At 66.3% G+C, this 18,032-nt stretch carries 15 protein-coding genes and 1 tRNA gene; 11 read left to right on the top strand and 5 right to left on the bottom strand.

Annotated features, from left to right (window positions below):
* Window positions 1–8: 8 nt before the first annotated feature.
* Window positions 9–422, top strand: a complete 414-nt coding sequence (locus tag PSC72_RS12265) for a hypothetical protein (RefSeq protein WP_274321701.1) — start codon at window positions 9–11, stop codon at window positions 420–422.
* Window positions 423–643: 221 nt separating this feature from the next.
* Here PSC72_RS12265 and PSC72_RS12260 read toward each other — a convergent pair.
* Window positions 644–716: transfer RNA gene (locus PSC72_RS12260), tRNA-Pro, on the bottom strand.
* A 97-nt stretch (window positions 717–813) separates the two neighbouring features.
* Complete coding sequence (gene trmY, locus PSC72_RS12255) at window positions 814–1,410, bottom strand: tRNA (pseudouridine(54)-N(1))-methyltransferase TrmY (RefSeq protein WP_274321700.1); 597 nt, start codon at window positions 1,408–1,410, stop codon at window positions 814–816.
* Window positions 1,411–1,499: 89 nt separating this feature from the next.
* Here trmY and PSC72_RS12250 point away from each other — a divergent pair, with 89 nt between their 5' ends.
* From PSC72_RS12250 to PSC72_RS12240, 3 genes are read left to right on the top strand one after another with little or no spacing between them, the layout of a single operon-like run.
* On the top strand, window positions 1,500–2,039 hold the full coding sequence (locus tag PSC72_RS12250; RefSeq protein ID WP_274321699.1) for a hypothetical protein: 540 nt from the start codon (window positions 1,500–1,502) through the stop codon (window positions 2,037–2,039).
* A complete protein-coding gene (locus PSC72_RS12245) occupies window positions 2,032–2,562 on the top strand; it encodes a metal-dependent hydrolase (RefSeq protein ID WP_274321698.1) in 531 nt (176 codons plus the stop codon). The genes PSC72_RS12250 and PSC72_RS12245 overlap by 8 nt, the downstream gene beginning before the upstream one ends.
* A 39-nt stretch (window positions 2,563–2,601) precedes the next feature.
* The gene (locus tag PSC72_RS12240; RefSeq protein WP_274321697.1) at window positions 2,602–5,124 is read left to right on the top strand and encodes an STT3 domain-containing protein; all 2,523 of its coding nucleotides are present in this window, start codon (window positions 2,602–2,604) and stop codon (window positions 5,122–5,124) included.
* Here the strand turns inward: PSC72_RS12240 and aglM are convergent.
* Together aglM and PSC72_RS12230 are read right to left on the bottom strand one after the other, a co-directional pair.
* Window positions 5,099–6,397 carry a UDP-glucose 6-dehydrogenase AglM gene (gene aglM, locus PSC72_RS12235; RefSeq protein WP_274321696.1) on the bottom strand — a complete coding sequence of 433 codons (1,299 nt, stop codon included), beginning with the start codon at window positions 6,395–6,397 and terminating at the stop codon, window positions 5,099–5,101. The two genes, PSC72_RS12240 and aglM, sit on opposite strands and share 26 nt — an antisense overlap.
* Before the next feature lie 75 nt (window positions 6,398–6,472).
* Window positions 6,473–7,726 (bottom strand): AI-2E family transporter, encoded by a 1,254-nt coding sequence (locus PSC72_RS12230; RefSeq protein ID WP_274321695.1) that lies wholly within the window; start codon window positions 7,724–7,726, stop codon window positions 6,473–6,475.
* Between the two features lie 161 nt (window positions 7,727–7,887).
* On the opposite strand from PSC72_RS12230, the gene aglF reads away from it, so the two are divergent.
* Both aglF and PSC72_RS12220 read left to right on the top strand, forming a co-directional pair.
* On the top strand, window positions 7,888–8,652 hold the full coding sequence (gene aglF, locus PSC72_RS12225) for a UTP--glucose-1-phosphate uridylyltransferase AglF (RefSeq protein ID WP_274321694.1): 765 nt from the start codon (window positions 7,888–7,890) through the stop codon (window positions 8,650–8,652).
* Window positions 8,653–8,734: 82 nt separating this feature from the next.
* Window positions 8,735–9,715, top strand: a complete 981-nt coding sequence (locus PSC72_RS12220) for an NAD-dependent epimerase/dehydratase family protein (protein ID WP_274321693.1) — start codon at window positions 8,735–8,737, stop codon at window positions 9,713–9,715.
* A 441-nt stretch (window positions 9,716–10,156) separates the two neighbouring features.
* Here the strand turns inward: PSC72_RS12220 and PSC72_RS12215 are convergent, their stop codons facing one another.
* Window positions 10,157–11,662: a hypothetical protein gene (locus PSC72_RS12215; RefSeq protein WP_274321692.1), complete on the bottom strand. Its 1,506-nt coding sequence runs from the start codon at window positions 11,660–11,662 to the stop codon at window positions 10,157–10,159.
* A gap of 754 nt (window positions 11,663–12,416) precedes the next feature.
* Here PSC72_RS12215 and PSC72_RS12210 point away from each other — a divergent pair.
* The 5 genes from PSC72_RS12210 (at window position 12,417) to PSC72_RS12190 (ending at window position 17,909) form a co-directional block, all read left to right on the top strand.
* The gene (locus PSC72_RS12210; RefSeq protein ID WP_274321691.1) at window positions 12,417–13,175 is read left to right on the top strand and encodes an ABC transporter ATP-binding protein; all 759 of its coding nucleotides are present in this window, start codon (window positions 12,417–12,419) and stop codon (window positions 13,173–13,175) included.
* Window positions 13,176–13,178: 3 nt separating this feature from the next.
* On the top strand, window positions 13,179–14,405 hold the full coding sequence (locus PSC72_RS12205; RefSeq protein WP_274321690.1) for an FtsX-like permease family protein: 1,227 nt from the start codon (window positions 13,179–13,181) through the stop codon (window positions 14,403–14,405).
* On the top strand, window positions 14,402–15,631 hold the full coding sequence (locus tag PSC72_RS12200) for an ABC transporter permease (protein WP_274321689.1): 1,230 nt from the start codon (window positions 14,402–14,404) through the stop codon (window positions 15,629–15,631). The genes PSC72_RS12205 and PSC72_RS12200 overlap by 4 nt, the downstream gene beginning before the upstream one ends.
* A 218-nt stretch (window positions 15,632–15,849) precedes the next feature.
* Entirely contained in the window at window positions 15,850–17,010 is a 1,161-nt protein-coding gene (locus PSC72_RS12195) for a hypothetical protein (protein ID WP_274321688.1), read from the top strand.
* A gap of 278 nt (window positions 17,011–17,288) precedes the next feature.
* Window positions 17,289–17,909 (top strand): DUF7504 family protein, encoded by a 621-nt coding sequence (locus PSC72_RS12190; protein ID WP_274321687.1) that lies wholly within the window; start codon window positions 17,289–17,291, stop codon window positions 17,907–17,909.
* Window positions 17,910–18,032 lie beyond the last annotated feature (123 nt).

Genomic DNA, 18,032 nt, shown 5'->3' with positions numbered 1-18,032 from the left:
AAACTCGGATGTCCTACCAACAAGCAGACAGCGACGAAGCATACCGCATCTGGACGGAATCAATCACAGGCAACATACTGGTCGCAGAATACGACGATGGCGACTACCTGATCTACAACCAATCACGGAATCCCTGGGATGGAGTGCTCCTCGAACCACCACAAATGCAGGCACTCCTCAAATTCACCCTTGAGGTCGAGATGTCGGGAAAAGCCTGCCTCGGTGAAGACATCCAGAATGGCAAACTGTTTGTCCGCTACCGGGATGGTGCGTACACGCTCAATCCAGAAGATCTGAATATCACCCCGACTCTCTCCGAGCAGCAGATGGACGAAATCACGAGCTTGGTGAAGAAGATGCAGACCCTGATGCAGGACTACGATGAATATATGGAACCAACGGAGAGACACAGTCAGTTGTAGCTTCTGACACGAATTAGCGCGTACAAAACAGCAGTCGTGCTGGTGCGAGGTTTTATATTAGTTCGCGCGACAGCCACTGTCGGCTCTACGGAAACCGCATGACTGCACAGACCACCAATTGCGCGACGATTGAAATCGACCCCACACCGGGCGCGAAAGCAACGCGAAACCCGTCGCTGTGTAGCGATTACAGTCGGCACCAAAATGGGGGCAGCGGGAAGTGGGCCGGCGCGAATTCGAATCGCGGTTACGGCCACCCGAAGGCCGAAGGATACCAAGCTACCCCACCGGCCCGTGCTGGTAGCAAGTGAACGAAGACACTGGCCGGTTTTAATCCTTCCGAACCGCGGTCATCGCCCGACCGCAGTGCGAACGGGTGTCGAACCGGCGGTCAGTACCGCTCGAACCCGTGGGTGTCGAGGTAGTTGTGCGCTACCGTGATCGCGTGGTCGGCGTGCAACGCCTCTGGGCCCAGACGGACCCGCTCGTCGGCAGTCTCGGCCAGTAGGTCGGCCTCGCGCTCCGCGAAGTCGCGGTGGTCCGAGAGCACGAACACGGGATCCTCCGGCGGTTCGACGTCGACGACGGGGTCGCCGTCCTCGTGGAGTTGGACGACGGTGCCGTTCCGGGCTGCGTCGTCGAGCGTCGGCTCGAACCCGCGGCGGGTGAGCGAGACGCCGGGCGAGGTCTCGACGGGCTGGTGGCCGATGGCCTCCTCGCGCTCCGCGAGGGCGTTGCGGACGAGCGCGGCCGTCGAGCGCTCGTCGGGATTGAGCCGCCGGAGCCGACTGCCGTCGAAGGTCACCGTGAACTCGTCGCGCAGGACGAGGTGGACGCGGACGGCCTCGCGGATGTCGTGCGAGAGGAAGAAGGCGGAGGTGACGCAGCGACAGAGGACGTCGAGGCGGCCGGCGCCGCCGGCGATGTCGTCGAGCGCGAAGTCGTCGGTCGTCGGCGCCTCGTGCCCGAGGACGATGAACTGGCGCATGGACGATCCGACGAGCGATCGGGATAAACCTCCGTCGAAGCCGACGCGAGCGCGAAACCGTTATTTCGGCGGGCCGCTCACTCCGGGGCGTGCATCCGCTGGTACGAGTCGTCGGCGTCGTCGCGCTCCTCGGTGCGGTGGTCGGTCTCGGCGTCCACTACGACGCGGCGGAAGGCGGCCACGATCCGTATCCGGAGAACGAGGACCTCGCGACCGACTACGAGTCCCACGTCGGCGAGGAGGCATTCGTCACCGGAATCGTACAGCACGTCGACACGAGTGCCGACCGCGCGACGATCACCGTCGAGTCCGACCGGGGAGACTTCGAGATGACCGTGGAGGGATTCACCGAGCGCGTCCAGCCCGGCGGAGTCGTGCAGATCCACGGGACGCTTCAGACGGGCCACACCATCGCCGCCGCGAACGTCGAGGTCGTCAACCCGGCCGGCGGGTCGAAGCTCTACAAGTACGCGGTCTCCTCCGTCGGCGCGGTCCTCGTCCTCGCGTTGTTCTTCAGGCGGTGGCGGTTCGATCCCGAGGCGCTCGCCTTCGAGACGAGAGCGAAAGCGGCCAGTCCTGAAGGAGGAATGAGAACCGACGGAGACACCGAGGTGAAGACGGATGGCTGATCTACTGACCCACGTCCTCGCAGTGTACGTCCTGCTCACGGTGGTGGGCTGGCGGATCGAGGCGATCACGCCGCGCTGGGTCGCCGTCGGGATGGGGGGCGGTGCGATCCCGGATCTGGTCAAGACTGAACTCGTCCTCGACTCGGCTGTCGTCGAGGGGGTCCTCGGAGCTCCGTTCAGCTACGCTCCCGTCAGCACACTGGGCGGCGTGTTACTGATCGCCGCGGCGATAACGCTCGCGTTCGCCCGTCGACACTGGCGGCGCGCCTACGTCTCCCTGGTCGCCGGCGGCGTCATCTCGCTCGTTCTCGACGGCCTCCGGGTCTACGCCGACGGCCGCGCCGGCCCGTGGCTCTATCCGTTCACCTGGTGGCGGCCACCGACGCCGAGCCTCTACGTCACCTCCGATCCGCGGGTCCTCGTCCTCGCCGTCGCCGTCGCCGGCGTCGTGTTCGCCGTCGACCGGAAGCGAGAGGAGAACGGGAGCGAGCGCGAGAGCCGACCCGTCCACCGGAGTCCGTGACCGGAACGGCTTTTCCCCTCCATCCGATTCGGTCTACAGATGACCGACGGAGGGGCTCTCGACGAGTTCACAGACGATCCCGACCAGCGGGCCGCGCTGGCGGCCGTCCTCGAAGTGGACGACGCGTCCGACACGTGGGCGTTCGAGGACGTCCCCGTAGACACGGGACGGTTCGGGCGGTTCGTCGATCGAGGAGTCGTCGAGGAAACCGGAGGCGGGTATCGCCTCACCGATCCCGACGCTGTCAGGCGAGCGGTCGGGAACGGGCGGGCAGCGAGCGGCGACGCGACCGAGTCCTCGCCCGCGAGACCGTGGCACAGGTTCATTGAGGACACCGATCCGAACGAGGTCTCGACCGGTCGGTTGCCGGCCGTCGCACTCGCGCTCGCTATCGTCGCGCTGTTCGTGTGGACGCGGGCCTACATCTACCCCGGCGTGTTTCGCGGCCGAGATATCGTGCTGACGGCGAACGATCCGTACTACTATCGTTTTGCACTGGAGCGGCTGCTCGCCGTCTCTGGCGGCCCATTTGATCTGACCACGCTGACCCAATTAGAGGGAGTACCGGGACGGGACGGGCCGATTCTCGCTGGACGCGGCGAACCGTTCTACCTCGCGACGCTGTGGATGGGGGCCAGTCTTCTCGGCGGCGACGAGACGGCGGCCGGAATCGTTCTCGCGTGGTATCCCGTCGTGGCTGCACTGCTCACCGCCGGGCTCGTATACCTCGTCTGCGCACGGATCATGGAAGACCGTCGGGTCGGACTCGTGGCGGCCGTCTCGCTCGCGCTGGTCCCGGGGTTCGCCTTCCGGACGTCGCTCGGGTTCGGTGACCACCACGCGTTCGACTACGTCTGGCTGATGGCGACCGTCGCCTCGCTGCTCTGGGTCGTGGCGCTCGACCCGGAGGACCCGTTCGCGCGACCGGTGACGTGGGCCGCCGGCGCGCTGGGGGTCGCCGTCGCGGGACAGACGCTCGCCTGGGAAGGGAGTCCGCTCATTCTGCTCGCGCTCGCGGGCTACTTCGCGGTGAAAGTCCCGCTCGACGTCGTGGCTGAACGGTCCCCGCTGCGGGAGAACGCACCGGTCCTGCTCGCCATCGGAATCGCCGCCGCGCTCACGCTGGGCTGCCACCTGGCGCTGGGGTGGCACTCCATCGACGTCGCCGTCGTGCCGACGCTGTTGCTCGTCGGCGGTGTGGGTCTGGCGACCGCCGGTGAAATCGTTCGAGATCGAGAACTGGGCGTCGAGACGCTGCTCGGCCTCGAAGTCGGGGGCCCGCTGGTCGGACTGCTCGTCCTCTTCCTGGTCGTCCCCGGCACCGTTACGCGACTGCTCGGGGGGCTGAGCTTCCTCCTCTTCCGGTCGAGCATCGGGGAGAAGGAGCCGACGTTCGCGCTCGACACCGCGCTCGGGCTGGAACTGCTCGGGCCGTTCGTCCTGCTGGGAGTGCCCGTCATGGTCTGGGGGCTGCGCCGCGCGGCCGCGGGCGACCGCCAGTGGCTGGCGCTGAGCGCCTTCGGCTGGTGGTTGCTCTTCCTGACCGCGCTACAGATCCGCTTTGCCGCACACCTCGCGACGCTCCTCGTCGTGTTCTCCGGAATCGGCGTCGTCTGGATCCTCGCGCGGGCCGACCTGACGGCACTCCCCACTCCGGTCCAGCGCGCCCGAGGCGATACCGACCGGAATGCCGGCGGCGAGAACCGGCAGAGTCGCGAGAGCCGGTCACACGCCGGTGGAGCCCGGTGGGTCGATCCCGACTCGCGGACCGTCCGGTCGGGCGTCACTACGCTCCTCGTCGTCGCGCTGGTCGTCGGCGTCAGCGGGTTCTACCTCCCGGGCGAGGTCGAGGGCGGTGTCATCGAGGACGAGACCTATCACACGGCGACCTGGATGGACGGGTACGGCGAGGAACGGGGGTGGACCTGGCCGAACGACTACGTCTTCAGCCGGTGGAGTACCAACCGGGTGTACAACTACTTCGTCAGCGGCGTCTCCCAGAACTATTCGCAGGCGTACCACAACTACTCGAGATTCATCTACAACGACTCGGCGGCGAGCGCGGCGTGGTACGACCGATTGCAGAACGACACGGGATTCGTCGTCATCGAACCGCTGCCTCGCCGCGCCGGTACTATCCAGCAGCACCTGTACGTAACGTACGGAAGCCGGTGGGAGAAGGGGGGTTACAAGGCCGTCTCGCACTACCGGGCGGTATACGCGTCCTCGTCGACGCGGAAGAAGGTCTTCACGCTCGTCCCCGGGGCGACGGTCGCGGGCACCGCGCCCGCGAACGTGACCGTCGAAGCGCGTACGACGGTGGAGATACCGAACGAGACGTTCCTGTACCGGCAGCAGGCAACGACGGGCACGCACGGCGAGTACGAACTCGTCGTTCCCTATCCCGGGGAGTACGAACTCGCCGGTGGGAACCGGACGTGGAACGTAACGGTACCCGAGACGGCGGTCCGAAACGGAACGCGAGTGGGCATCGGTAGCAGTCAGCGAGGAGGTGGGCCGCGCGCTCTGGGGCCCGTCACCACGTCAGCCCTTCGTAGGTGATCCCCTCGCGGCGCTCGACGATGTGGCGGCCGTCGACCACGACCGGGTTCGCCATCGCGTCGAACTCCGTATCGAGCGCCGCGAACTCGTCCCAGTCGGTGACCGCGACCGCCGCGTGGGCGCCGTCGAGCGCCTCGGCCGCCGAATCGGCGTACTCGACCTCGACGTCCTCGTAGTACTCGTCGAAGCTCTCGGTCGCGACGGGGTCGTAGGCGACTACGTCCGCGCCGCGCGCCTGGAGGCCTTCGATGACCGGGACGGCGCGCGTCCCGCGCACGTCGTCGGTCCCCGGCTTGAACGACAGGCCGAGTACGGCGACGCGCTTGCCGGCCACGTCGGCGTGGTCGTCGAGCAGCGAGAGCAGGCGCTCGGGCTGACCGTCGTTCACCTCGACGGCGGCCTCCAGCACGGGCGGCTCATAGCCGGCCTCCTGAGCGGCCGCGATGATCGCGTTCGTGTCTTTTGGGAAACATGAACCACCCCACCCGAGACCGGACCGCAGGAACTTCCCGCCGATGCGGTCGTCCAGGGCGATGGCGTCGGCGACCTCGTAGGCGTCGACGTCGAACTCCTTGCAGATGTTACCGATGTCGTTGATGAGCGAAACCTTCGCGGCGAGGAAGCCGTTGTTGGCGTACTTGATCATCTCGGCCTCGCGGATCCCGGTCTCGACGACGGCGGCGTCGGTCGACTCGACGAGCGGATCGAACAGTTCGCCCAGCGTCTCGTAGGCGTCCGCCTCGCGGGCGCCGAAGACGATCTTCTGGGGATCGAGAAAGTCCTCGACGGCGGTCCCCATCCGGAGGAACTCGGGGTTCATCGCCACGTGGAAGCCCTCGCCGGCGGTCTTTCCGGAGGTCTCCTCGATGGCCGGCGCGACGACGTCCTCGGTCGAGCCGGGAACGACGGTGCTCTTGACGACGACGAGGTGGTCGCCGTCTTTCTCGGCGAGTGCCTCGCCGAGCGAGGCGGCGCCGGCCTCCATGTAGGTGAGGTCGATCGCGCCGTCGTCCTCGGAGGGGGTCGGGAGCGCGAGGAACGTCACGTCCGTCTCGCGGACGGCGTCGTAGTCGGTCGTCGCCCGGAGTCGGTCGCCGGCGTGTTCGCCGATCAGTTCGTCCAGGCCGGGTTCGTGGATCGGCGTGTCGCCGTCGTTGATGGTCGCGACGACGTCCTCGTCGACGTCGACGTTCGTCACGTCGTGCCCCAGGTCGGCGAGACAGGCGGCGACGGTCGTCCCGACGTAGCCGCTGCCCACGATACTGACGTGCATTGGCGGAGTGGTTCGCCGCCACCGGCCTTCAGGATTCGGATCGGTGGCGTCCGACCGGAACGGCCGCTCCGAGAGTCAACCGTCTTCGGGCGAGCGATCCGGTCCGCCCGGACCGGCGTCACTATTCTCCCGTTGATCACCCGGACCGGTCCCGCTCTCGCCCGGTACGTCGGTCGGAACCGGGCCCTCGTCCTGCGGGTCGGCGCCGATCGACTCGCCCAGCGTCGCGGTAGTCGTCAGTCGCTCGCCGTGGAGGAGCTCCGGGAGGACGATCCGGACGGCTTCGAGCATCACGATGAGAACGATCGGGAGCAGGAAGAAGCCGTACCAGCCGAAGAGGATCGGTCCGAGGAGGTACGCGAACATGAGCATCATCCCGTCGAGGTCCCGACCGGAGATGTACGGCTGCAGGAACGTCTGCGGGAGGAAATCGAGGACGAAGAAGTAGACGACCGCGACGCCGCCGACGAGCGACAGCGACAGCCCGCCGGGCCGGGTCGCCTGGAGCGCGAGGTAGCCCAGGACCGGGACGTAGATGATCTTCCCGACGACGATGGGGATCAGGCTGGCGACGCCGGTGAGAAAGCCGAGGACGAGGACCATCGGGATCGTGGCAGCGGGCGGGACGAGCCAGTTCGTCGCCGCGTAGGACGCGCTCGCGAGGACGAACATGACGACGACGAACAGGAAGTTCCCGAAGAAGACCGATTCGAGGTCGGCGTCGAGAGCGGTCGCGTAGGCGTAGGCCGTCGTGTCGCGGCCGCCGAACAGGCGTTCGAGCGCGGCCGAGAGCACGTCGTCGTTCTCCAGCAGGAAAAACGAGAGCGTGATCGCCATCGCGACGAACAGCAGCGTCTGCGCGACCAAGGTGATCACCGTCGCCCCCCGCTGGAAGAGCGTCTGTGCGGTCTGTCGCGGGTTCTCGACGAACTGCCGCGGATTCTGGAGGGCGTCGCGAAGCAGTTCCTGTTCGTTGGCGGGGACCTCGCCGAGACCGAAGTACTGGGCGACCAGCGAGAGGGGTTCGACGGACCCCCCGAGCAGGTCAGCCAGTCCGGTGACGAACTGGAACCCGGCGTAGAGCGTGAGGGCGATGATCGGGACCAGGACGGCCAGGACCGTGATACCGGCCGCGACGGCGTCGGCGTCGATCACCCGGTCGACGCGGTCGTTGATCGGGCGTATCGCGTAGTAGCCGAAGATGCCGGTGGCGAGCAGTCCGACGAACGAGTAGGCGAGATAGGCCGCCGCGACGACGAGCAGCCCGACGAACAGCCACCATCCGACTCGCGAGCGGTCCGTGGGCCAGAGGCGTCCGGAGTCGTCCATCGTGACCGCAGATACGGGCTGGAGCCCGAAACGATTGGTGCCGGCAGCGGCCGGTGGCGCCCAGGCGGGGCTGAGCAGGGCAGGCCGGTGGCGCCGACTCGTTCGGCAGACCCGTTCGGCCTTCGACAAGAGTTATGCCCGATGATACACGAGTCAGGTGCATGCAAGCAGTCGTACTCGCCGCCGGTGAGGGGACGCGGTTGCGCCCGCTCACCGAGGACAAGCCGAAGGGCATGGTCGAAGTCGCCGGCAAGCCCATCCTCACGCACTGTTTCGAGCAGCTTGTCGATCTGGGCGCCGACGAACTGCTGGTCGTCGTCGGCTACAAGAAACAGGCGATCATCAACCACTTCGAGGACGAGTTCGAGGGCGTCCCGATCACCTACGCCCACCAGCGCGAGCAGAAGGGGCTGGCCCACGCCCTGCTGACCGTCGAGGAGCACATCGACGACGACTTCATGCTGATGCTCGGCGACAACATCTTCCAGGCCAACCTGCAGGACGTCGTCAACAGACAGGCCGAGTCCCGCGCCGACGCGGCCTTCCTCGTCGAAGAAGTCCCCTGGGAGGAAGCGAGTCGCTACGGCGTCTGCAACACCAACAAGTACGGCGAGATCACGGAGGTCGTCGAGAAGCCCGAGGACCCGCCCTCGAACCTCGTGATGACCGGCTTCTACACGTTCACTCCCGAGATACTCCACGCCTGCCACCTCGTCCAGCCTTCCAACCGCGGCGAGTACGAGATCAGCGACGCCATCGACCTGCTCATCCACTCCGGTCGCACCATCGACGCCATCCGGATGGACGGCTGGCGCACCGACGTCGGCTACCCCGAGGACCGCGATTCCGCCGAGAAACGACTCCGAGAAGCGGGCGTCGTCGACGCCGAAGACGAAGTCGATCAGGCCGACGCGACCGCGGAATGACGCCTCGACCGATGCCGGACGGCTCGGCATCGGACAGGGCGTGACGATGCCTTTTTCTCCCGGCAGGTGAGCGATACTATCAATGAACATCCTGGTCACGGGTGGCGCCGGGTTCATCGGCGGTCACCTCGCGGAGGCGTTCGCCCGCGACGGCCACGACGTGGTCGCGCTGGACAACTTCGACCCCTACTACGACCGGCGGATCAAGGAACACAACGTCGAGGCCGGCCGCGGGGCCGCAGCGAACAGCGACGGCAGCTACGAACTCGTCGAGGGCGACGTGCGCGACGCCGACGTCGTCGACGACCTCGTCGCCGACGCCGACTACGTCTACCACCAGGCCGCGCAGGCCGGCGTACGAGCCGACATCAGCCCCCGGAAGTACGACGAGGTCAACGTCGACGGCACGCTCAACGCCCTCGACGCCGCCCGCGAACACGGCGTCGAGCGATTCGTGCTCGCGAGTTCCTCGTCGGTGTACGGCAAGCCGCGCTATCTTCCCTACGACGAGGACCACCTGACGACGCCGGTCAGCCCCTACGGCGCGTCGAAACTCGCCTCCGAGCGCTACGCGATGGTCTACGGCGAGCGCTACGACATCCCCGCGGTCGCGCTGCGGTACTTCACGGTGTACGGCCCGCGGATGCGGCCGAACATGGCTATCTCGAACTTCGTCTCGCGGTGTATCAACGGCGATCCGCCGGTCATCTACGGCGACGGCCAGCAGACGCGCGATTTCACGTACGTCGAGGACATCCTCGCGGCGAACCGGACGCTGCTCTCGACCGACGCCGCCGACTGCGAGGTGATGAACGTCGGCAGCACGGACAACATCGCCATCGAGACGCTCGCCGAGGAGATCCGCGACCAGCTCGCGCCCGACCTCGACCTGGAGTACACGGAAGGCTACGACGTCGACGCCGACCACACCCACGCGAGCATCGAGAAAGCGAACGAGCTGATCGGCTACGAGCCGACCCACACCATCCGCGAGGGCGTCAGTGCGTTCATCGACTGGTATCGCGACAACCGCGAGTGGTACGAGCCGCTCGTCCGCGAGTGAGCGACGTCCGCGAGGAGACCACAACCGTCGGCGCTCCGAAGTGCGGCGCAACGCTCGACCACCTCTCAACGGACGTGACTCCCGGAGAACGTTCGTCACTGGCGAGAAACCGACGCGGCAGGTCGCCGGTCAGTTCCGGAGATAGGAGGCGACCCCGGCGATCACGTCGATGACGACGATACCGGGGACGAACAGCGGGAAGCCGGATTCGCTGCCGCCCTCCGCCTGAGTGCGGCAGCGAGATTCTCCCTCTGGAACGGTACGGTCTGCTCGTCAGCACGAGGGCGGTGATGGGATCTCCGCGTCCGACGGCACGCAGTCGACGACCGCGTCAGCGGCGTCGTCGCCTTTGAGGACCTGCGGTCGGTGTCGCACGTGCCTACGATGATACCGTTTCCACCGAATGCGGGAGCGCCTTAGCCCCCGCCGAGATTGTTTCCGCTAGTTCCCTCGTTTCCCCTCGTTGCCGTTGTTCCCCCCGTTTCTCTCGTCATCCTCGTCGTCGTCCTCGTCATCATCCTCGTCGTGCTTGTCACCTTTGTCGTCTCCCTTGTCGTCACCTTTGTCTCCCTTATCGTCGCCTTTGTCGTCGCCTTTGTCGCCTTTGTCGTCTCCCTTGTCGTCACCTTTGTCACCTTTGTCATCGCCTTTGTCGCCCTTGTCGCCGTCCTTGCCGTCGTCATCGTCCTCGTCGCGCTCCTCGGTGATCTCCAGCTGGCCGGTCTGCATGGCCATCTCCTGGCTTCCGTTGCCGACGGCGATGTACGCCCAGCGGTAGTCACCGGTCGACCAGTTTCCGAAGGTCTGGACTTCGATCGTCGTGTCTCCGCTCGTTCGGCTCACCGCCGTCATGGACGCGTCGAGAACGACGTCGTCGTTCGAGATGTCGACCGTCGCCGAGGCGTTGGGACCGGCTTCTTCGCCGACGAAGTCCATCAGCGACCCCATGCGGGCCGTCCGAGCGACCTGTCCATCGCCGATCGAGACGTCCATCGCACTGACGGAGTCTTCGAGGGAAGCGACCCCGTTGACGCCGTCGATGGTCGTCTCCAGGCTGGTGTCCGAGTTGAGATCGAAGTCCGAGCCGACGTTCTCTCCGACGTCGAGGACGAAGCTCTGTCTGACGAACTTCTCCTCGTCGTAGAGGACGATCGCCTGTCGCACCGTCTCCCCCTCGATGGAAGAGGCGTTGACGTCGAAGGTCACCGTCTCCCCGCGGGCGACCTCGTCCGGGTGCGAGACGGATCCCGCCGACTTCCGGACCGCCAGTTGTTCCATCCCGATGATGGTCACGTCGCTGTCGACGCGCATCTCGCCGTCCCCGCCGCTACTGTCGGCACCGCTCACGGTGAACCCGTCTCCCGATTCCTTCATCGCGACCACGTAGAAGTAGTGACCGCTCTCGGGGATCGTATCCTCGAAGGAGAGGTCACCGTTCGCGTCGAGGGTCGCCGAGTCGTCGATCTCCTTGAACTCCGCGTTCTCGCTCGCGTTCTCCCGCGTGAGCACGTCTAACGCGCCCGAGAACGTGTCGGGAACGGGCTGATCGCGGTTCTCATCGAGGTGCACGCGCAGAATTTCGACTTCCTGGTTCCCGAAGGTGTCCGAGTTGCCGTTGGCGTCTGAGAGGTCGAACGTCAGGTTCACCGACGACCCGGGCTCGTAGACCGCGATCGGGTCCCGGTTGAGGCTGGTCTCCTGTCCGTCGGGCGACCGCACTCGCCAGTCCGCGTTCGGGATCGTCTCGACCGCGTTGTCGGTGTCGGCTCGAAGCGGGAGGAACGAACGTTCCCAGGCGCTGACCCGATCGGTGACTTCGAACGTCTGGTCGTCCGGTGGCGGTGCTGCTTGACCACTCGCCGCAGCGAGGGGCACTTGGAACATCGATACGACAACCAACAGCGCCAGGAGGCTGGCACCGACTCGTTGTCTGTTGCTCGATATCATATTTTCCAGTTCATGTAACAGGAACTTAATTTTTCGGCCGGCAGCTGAGATCACCCGCCTCGTTACGACAAGGGGTTCGAAATTGCGGTGCTCGTTACGACGGTACTGACGAGCGGGAGATCGAGTAACAATGGACACCAGCCTGACTACTTCGACGAGTTCGATCGAGCGGCAGCGAAAGTCGCTTCGCCGCCGTCTCAGGACACGAAGCGGCTGATTACGACGATATCGGTCTTCGTCGCGTTCGGCGTTTCGCTGCTGTTCGTCGCCGTCTGGTTCGGCGGTTCGAGTCCATCCTCTGGCCGTTCGTTACGCCGCTGCTCGTACTCGGTTATTCCATTACACGTTCGAGGCGGCAGGATCGTGAACTCCTGAGACGAATTGATAGTAGCTGTACACGCCCTGTACCGGCTGTGTATTGAGTGAATTCGTGTTTCGAGGTGGGCGGCTGTGTCCACCGAGTATCTGCGCTCGTTTCGTTCTGTCGAGGGTTGTGATCGCACTGTCGGCGCGTTACGCTGACGTAACACAGGGCCGTCCGAACACCTGCAGATGAACTTTCTCACGAACACCGAACGGGAGGAACGACCACAGGCGACGCCTCCCCCGAAGGCCAAGTGCTGAACCGACGTATACCGCACACAAACGAGCGTAATTGGATCACGAAACGACGTAAACCTATCCGATTTGGCAGTAATACTGTCAAAGTGATACAAAAGACGTATACGGACAGCGAGAGCAAAGACTGCAATCAATGGCCGAGCCGGACGGAGGCGGGGCAGAGGGGGGCGAGACACCGGCTGTCGTCCGCGGGGTCGACCTCGTCCGGGAGTACGACCGGGGAGCGGGGGGGATCCTCCGGGGCGGATCGACTCCGAGCGTACGGGCCCTGGACGGTGTCTCCATCGCGGTCCACTCCGGGGAGTTCGTCGGGATCGCGGGACCGAGCGGGAGCGGGAAATCGACGCTGTTGCACCTGCTAGCCGGGCTCGACGTCCCGACGGCCGGCGCGGTCGAACTCGCCGGCGAGGACATCGAATCGTACGGAGAACGGGGACGGGCGCGGCTCCGACTGGAGCACGTCGGCATCGTCTTCCAGCGGTTCCACCTCCTCCCCGCGCTCTCCGCGCGGGCGAACGTCGCCCTGCCGCTCGTCGAACTCGGCCGCTCCAAAGCCGAGCGCCGCGAGCGAGCGAGCGCGCTCCTCGAGGAGGTCGGGCTCGGCGACCGGATGACCCACAAGCCGGGTCAGCTCTCCGGCGGCGAGCAACAGCGGGTCGCCATCGCCCGCGCGCTCGTGACCGAACCCGAACTCGTCGTCGCCGACGAACCCACGGGCGAACTCGACTCGGAGACGAGCGCGCGCGTCCTCTCGACGCTCGACGACATCGCCGACGAGCGCGCTGTCGTGCTCGCCTCCCACGACCCCCAGGCGCTCGAGACCTGTGACCGACTGGTCCGGCTCCGCGACGGGACCCGGCGCCGCGAACGAGCGGAAACGGAGTTACGCTGACGGATGCCGGCGATTCGCCGCACACTCGCGCTGTCGGGGCTCGCCGTCCGCCGGACGGTCGGGCGATTGCGCGCGTCGCCACAGCGGCTGGTGTTGAGCGTCTTCGGGGTCGTCCTCGCCGTCGGGCTGATGGTCGCCGTCACCGGTGTCTCCCTCGGGCTCGCGTCCGAATCGGTCATTTCCAGCGACGAGACGGACTACTGGATCGTTCCCGAGGAGTCGAACGTACAGTCGGTCGTCGTGTCGACCGGCGGCGTTCAGCTCAGTGAGGTACACGAAACGAGCGCACGGATAGCGGCGGACGAGCGGGTCGACTACTCGCTCCCCGTGTTACTCGAGTTGCTCCCCGTGCGGGACGCGGTCACCGGGGAGCGCACGTACCTCCTCGCGGTCGGGGTCGTCGCCCAGCCCGACGCCGTGATCCTCGGGCTGTCGACGGAGGGGTTGACACCGGGCGATCCCCATTACGCGAACGGGAGTTACGACGGGCGGTGGACCGGAGAGGCGATCATGAACGACGCCGCAGCTCAGACGATCAACGCCTCGACGGGAACGACGCTGGAATCGGGCCGGGCGTCGGCCAACCAGTCGCTGACGGTCGCGAACGTGACGAGCGTCGACTCCGCGACCGCGATGGGACAGCTCCCGGTCGCGCTCGTCCACCTGAGCGAGCTACAGGCCATCACGGGCGCCGAGAGCGACGATCAGGCCGACCAGATCCTCGTTTCGACGAACGATCCGGCCGTGAAACAGCGGTTGCAGGGGATCTACCCGCGGACGACCGTCGTCGAGCGCAACGGGCTGGCCGCCCAGCAGGTGTCCACGTCGAACCTGCCGCTCGCGATCGCCGTGAGCGCGGTCGTGACGGCGGTCGTCGTCGGCGTGCTCTTCGTCACGACGCTGATGGGGCTGGAGGTGACCGCCGACCGCGAACACCTCGGGACGCTCACGGCGATCGGCGTCAGCCGGCGGTCGCAGTCCATCGTCGTCGCCGTCGAGACGGTCACCGTCGCCGTCGTCGGTGGCATCGGCGGGCTGCTCGTCGGACTGGTCGTCATCCTCGGGATCAACGCCGCCGGACGCGAGTTCCTCGGGCTCGATCCCATCGCGACGTTCGACCCGCTGCTCGTCGGGTACGCGATGGTGATCGCCCTCGTGATCGGACTCGTCGGTGCGGTGTACCCGGTGCTTTTGAGTCGACGGACGGACGCGCTGGAGGTGATTCTGTGAGGGCGCCGTCCCGGTTCCGAGCGCTGGTCGGGATAGCGCTCGCACATCTGCGCCACGAGCGAGTGCGGACGGTGATCACGATCTGCGGCGTGGCGATGGCCGTACTCGCGGCGGTCTTGCTCGCGAGCGTCGGACTCGGCGTGATCGACACCGGCCAGCAGAAGTTCGCCGAGTCGCAGCAGGACCTGTGGATCACCGGTGGCCCGATCGAACTCCAGCCCGGGACCGTCGGCGGGTTTCAGAACTCGGTGGTCGATTCGCATCAGCTCTCCAGAGAGATAACGGGGCGGGACGACGTCGTCACCGCGGCGCCCATGATTTTCCAGTCCGTGTACGCGGGGCGTAACGCGTCGGAGTTACAGACGATCGTCGGCGTCGGCGCGCCGGACAGCGGGAAACTCATCTCCCTGTCCGCGGGGCGGCTGTTCAGTAGTTACGACGTCCACTACGCGAACGGGAGCTACGACGGGCCGATGACGCGGGAGGCGATCATCGACAGCCGAACCGCCGAGCTGTTAGACGTCGGAGTGAACGACACGATCCACCTCGGCGGAACGGTCGCGACGGCCCGCCAGCAGGAGTTCACGGTGGTCGGGATCTCGCCGACCTACTCCCAGTTCGTCGGCGCGCCGACGGTCGTCCTCCAGCCGAGCGAACTCCAGGAGATCACCGGCACGACCGCGAGCGACCGGGCGTCGTTCGTGCTGGTCCGCGCCACCGAGGGGACGAACGTCACGCGCCTCGAATCGGAGCTCTCGGAGACCTATCCCCAGTACACGATCCGGACCAACCAGGAACAGCTGCGGTCGATACTGGAGCGGCAAGCGGTGGTCCTCGCGAGCGGCGGAAGCCTGCTCGTGCTCGCCGTGATCGCGGGCGTCCTCCTCGTGATGAACATCCAGCTCTCCTTCGTGTTTCGCCTCCGCGAGTCGTTCGCCGCGATCACCGCGCTCGGGTTCTCGCGGCGGTCGCTCACGACGGTCGTGTTCCTCTACACGCTCTGTGTGGGCGTCCTGGGCGGCCTGCTCGGCAGCGGGCTGGCCGTCCTCGGCGTCCGCATCGTCAACGCGATCACCGAAGCGCTGACCGGCTTCGAAGACGTCGCGTCGCTCTCGCCGCGGCTCGTCGGCGGCGGTTTAGTCCTCGCCGTCGTCGTGAGCGGCATCGGCGGGGTCGCGGCCAGCCTCTACCTCGCCAGACTCAATCCGCTGGACAGTCTGCGCTGACCCGCGATCGCGTTCCACCCCGACGGGTCTCCCGTCGTTTCACGAGGCGGTCACCGCAGCGGATTCGAAACACTGTGAAAAGCAGTATCTCCCGTCGAATACGGTCCTTACGGGCCCGCAGACAGACCAACGGTTCGGTCCGAACACCCCCTTTCGCGTTCGTTTCGCCAACCTGTAGGACATCCATACTTATCCAATAGGCAACCACACGTCACACCATGCGCCTCCAGTCGACAGCGGTAGTCGCCTTGATCGCGATAACCGTCCTCGCCGCCGTCCCGTCGTCGCTCGCCGCCGCCGACGGCTACCAGATACGTTCGAGCGACGCCGACTCGATGCCGGAGCGGACGGTCGAGTTCCAGGACAGCACGTTCACTATCGACTCGCTGATCACCGCCGACCCCGGTGACGAGATCGGCGTCGACGTCTCGGCACCCGACGAGGTGTACCGCGTCTACGTGTACAACTCGGAGGAGCAGATCGTCGCTTCGAAGCGGGGCAACGGGAGCCAGAGCTTCTCGTTCGACCTCAGCGGCTACGAGCCCGGTTCGTATCCGATCGCCGCCTATCACGACGGCGACTACGAGGCGGTCCAGCCGCTCGTCGTCGAGGGGTACGACGTGAGCGTCGACGCCCCGTCGAGCGTCACGCACGGCGAGTCGGCGACGATCGAGATCGAGGTCGAGCAGACCGCCGCGAGTTCGTCGCCAGCGCACGTGCGCGCCGTCATCGCGAACGACGAGGAACATCTGGTGGTCAACGCGTCCGAATCGGGCGGCACCTACGTCGCCACGTTCGACGGCGACGAACTGTCCACCGGCTCCTACACCGTCTACGGGGCCGCGCAGAACTCCAACACGATCATGGGCCGCAACGAACTGCTCGGCGTGAGTAGCCAGTCGTCGCTGTCGGTCGAGAAAGCCTCGACGGCGACCGCGACGCCAACGCCCGACAACGGCAGTGACGGCGACGGCGACGACGGCAACGATGGCGGTAACGACGGCGACGGCGGCGACGGCGACGACGAAACCGACACGCCGACGCCCACTGCGACCGCCACGCCGGAGCCCGGATCGACGGACGCCAGTCCGACGACGACGGCGACCGCGACGGACACGCCGCGCGACGACACGGCGACCGCCCAACCCACCGACAGCACCAGCACGGACGAGATGACGAGCAGCCAGACGCAGACGGCCACGGTCACGCCGACGGCCGAACAGACGGACGATTCGATCGATCCGGTGACCGCGGAGACGCCCGCAGGCACTGCGGAAGAGGCCCAGACGGGGACCGCTGACTCGGGTCCCGGCTTCACGTTCGTCGGCGCCGGACTGGCCGTCCTCGCGGGCGCTCTCCTGTTGATCAGGCGAGAGTAAGCGCCACCGTTCGGCTGATCCTGTCGGGTGGGACTCGCGGACCGCTGCTTTTCATCCCGCTCGCGCCGTTGATTCGCGGGACGGCACTCTTACGTCGATAGAGCGCCTGAAATGCGTGTGAACGGTTGCCGTCAGATGACGTCGGCGCATCTGTGCACGCCTCTCTCGCGGCTAGCGGGGACCGACAGAGCCGCGGCCGGCATCGGCGCCGGGACAGCGTTATCCGTCACACGTATATTTATGAACACGACCGCGGAACAGGGACGTAATCCGGTTACATGAACTCGATCACCGAACAGGTCGGGGCGTCGATCCATTCGGGCGACAACCTGCTCGTCATGTGCCCGTCGTTCATGGGCGACGAGTCGCGGGTGTGTCTGGAGTTGCTGACGCCGGCGCCGCCGGCGGAAGTGTACGCGCTCTCGGTCCTGTTCACGCAGTCCCCCGGCGACCACCTCGACGCCTGGCAGCGCAGCGTCGGGTCGCTACCGGCCCGAAGCCGCATCGTGAGCGTCGACGCCGACGCGCGGTCGAGCACGACGGAACGCGACGCGGACGACCCGACCGTCGAGCGCGTCACGTCGCCCCAGAACCTGACGCGACTGGGCGTCAGGATCACCGACTGTCTCGACGAGTGGGGCGAGACGGCGCCGGACCGGCAGGTGTCGGTCTGCTTCCAGTCGGTCTCGACGCTGTTGCAGTACGTCGAACTGGAGCAGGTGTTCAAGTTCCTGGACGTGCTCACCGAGCGCTGTCGCGCGAGCGGTGCCATCTCCCACTACCACCTCGATCCGCAGGCCCACGACGACCAGACGATCGAGCGCCTCGTCGGGCTGTTCGACGGGGTGTTCGAGTACGCGGACGACGAGTGGTCGTACCGGCAACCCGGCGACGGGTGAAACGACCGGGTCGAAACGGGAGACGCGCAGGAGTCACCGCGAGAACCAGATTTATTGTCACTAGCCGAACTACCTCACCTCGTGGACGAAACTCCGACCGCAATCGACGAGGACCTCAGTCCC

It is taken from the genome of Halosimplex aquaticum (assembly GCF_028747785.1).
Taxonomy (GTDB): domain Archaea; phylum Halobacteriota; class Halobacteria; order Halobacteriales; family Haloarculaceae; genus Halosimplex; species Halosimplex aquaticum.
The sequence above is the reverse complement of the archived record's forward strand: the minus strand, read 5'-3'. Positions and strand labels throughout refer to the sequence as shown.

Excerpts from the sequence above, each read along its gene's own strand:
- PSC72_RS12265 (WP_274321701.1), top strand. The coding sequence starts at position 9 with ATGTCCTACCAACAAGCAGACAGCGACGAAGCATACCGCATCTGGACG.
- trmY (WP_274321700.1), bottom strand. The coding sequence starts at position 1,410 with ATGCGCCAGTTCATCGTCCTCGGGCACGAGGCGCCGACGACCGACGAC.
- PSC72_RS12210 (WP_274321691.1), top strand. The coding sequence starts at position 12,417 with ATGGCCGAGCCGGACGGAGGCGGGGCAGAGGGGGGCGAGACACCGGCT.
- aglM (WP_274321696.1), bottom strand. The coding sequence starts at position 6,397 with ATGCACGTCAGTATCGTGGGCAGCGGCTACGTCGGGACGACCGTCGCC.
- aglF (WP_274321694.1), top strand. The coding sequence starts at position 7,888 with ATGCAAGCAGTCGTACTCGCCGCCGGTGAGGGGACGCGGTTGCGCCCG.
- PSC72_RS12205 (WP_274321690.1), top strand. The coding sequence starts at position 13,179 with ATGCCGGCGATTCGCCGCACACTCGCGCTGTCGGGGCTCGCCGTCCGC.
- PSC72_RS12195 (WP_274321688.1), top strand. The coding sequence starts at position 15,850 with ATGCGCCTCCAGTCGACAGCGGTAGTCGCCTTGATCGCGATAACCGTC.
- PSC72_RS12230 (WP_274321695.1), bottom strand. The coding sequence starts at position 7,726 with ATGGACGACTCCGGACGCCTCTGGCCCACGGACCGCTCGCGAGTCGGA.
- PSC72_RS12240 (WP_274321697.1), top strand. The coding sequence starts at position 2,602 with ATGACCGACGGAGGGGCTCTCGACGAGTTCACAGACGATCCCGACCAG.
- PSC72_RS12215 (WP_274321692.1), bottom strand. The coding sequence starts at position 11,662 with ATGATATCGAGCAACAGACAACGAGTCGGTGCCAGCCTCCTGGCGCTG.
- PSC72_RS12245 (WP_274321698.1), top strand. The coding sequence starts at position 2,032 with ATGGCTGATCTACTGACCCACGTCCTCGCAGTGTACGTCCTGCTCACG.
- PSC72_RS12190 (WP_274321687.1), top strand. The coding sequence starts at position 17,289 with ATGAACTCGATCACCGAACAGGTCGGGGCGTCGATCCATTCGGGCGAC.
- PSC72_RS12220 (WP_274321693.1), top strand. The coding sequence starts at position 8,735 with ATGAACATCCTGGTCACGGGTGGCGCCGGGTTCATCGGCGGTCACCTC.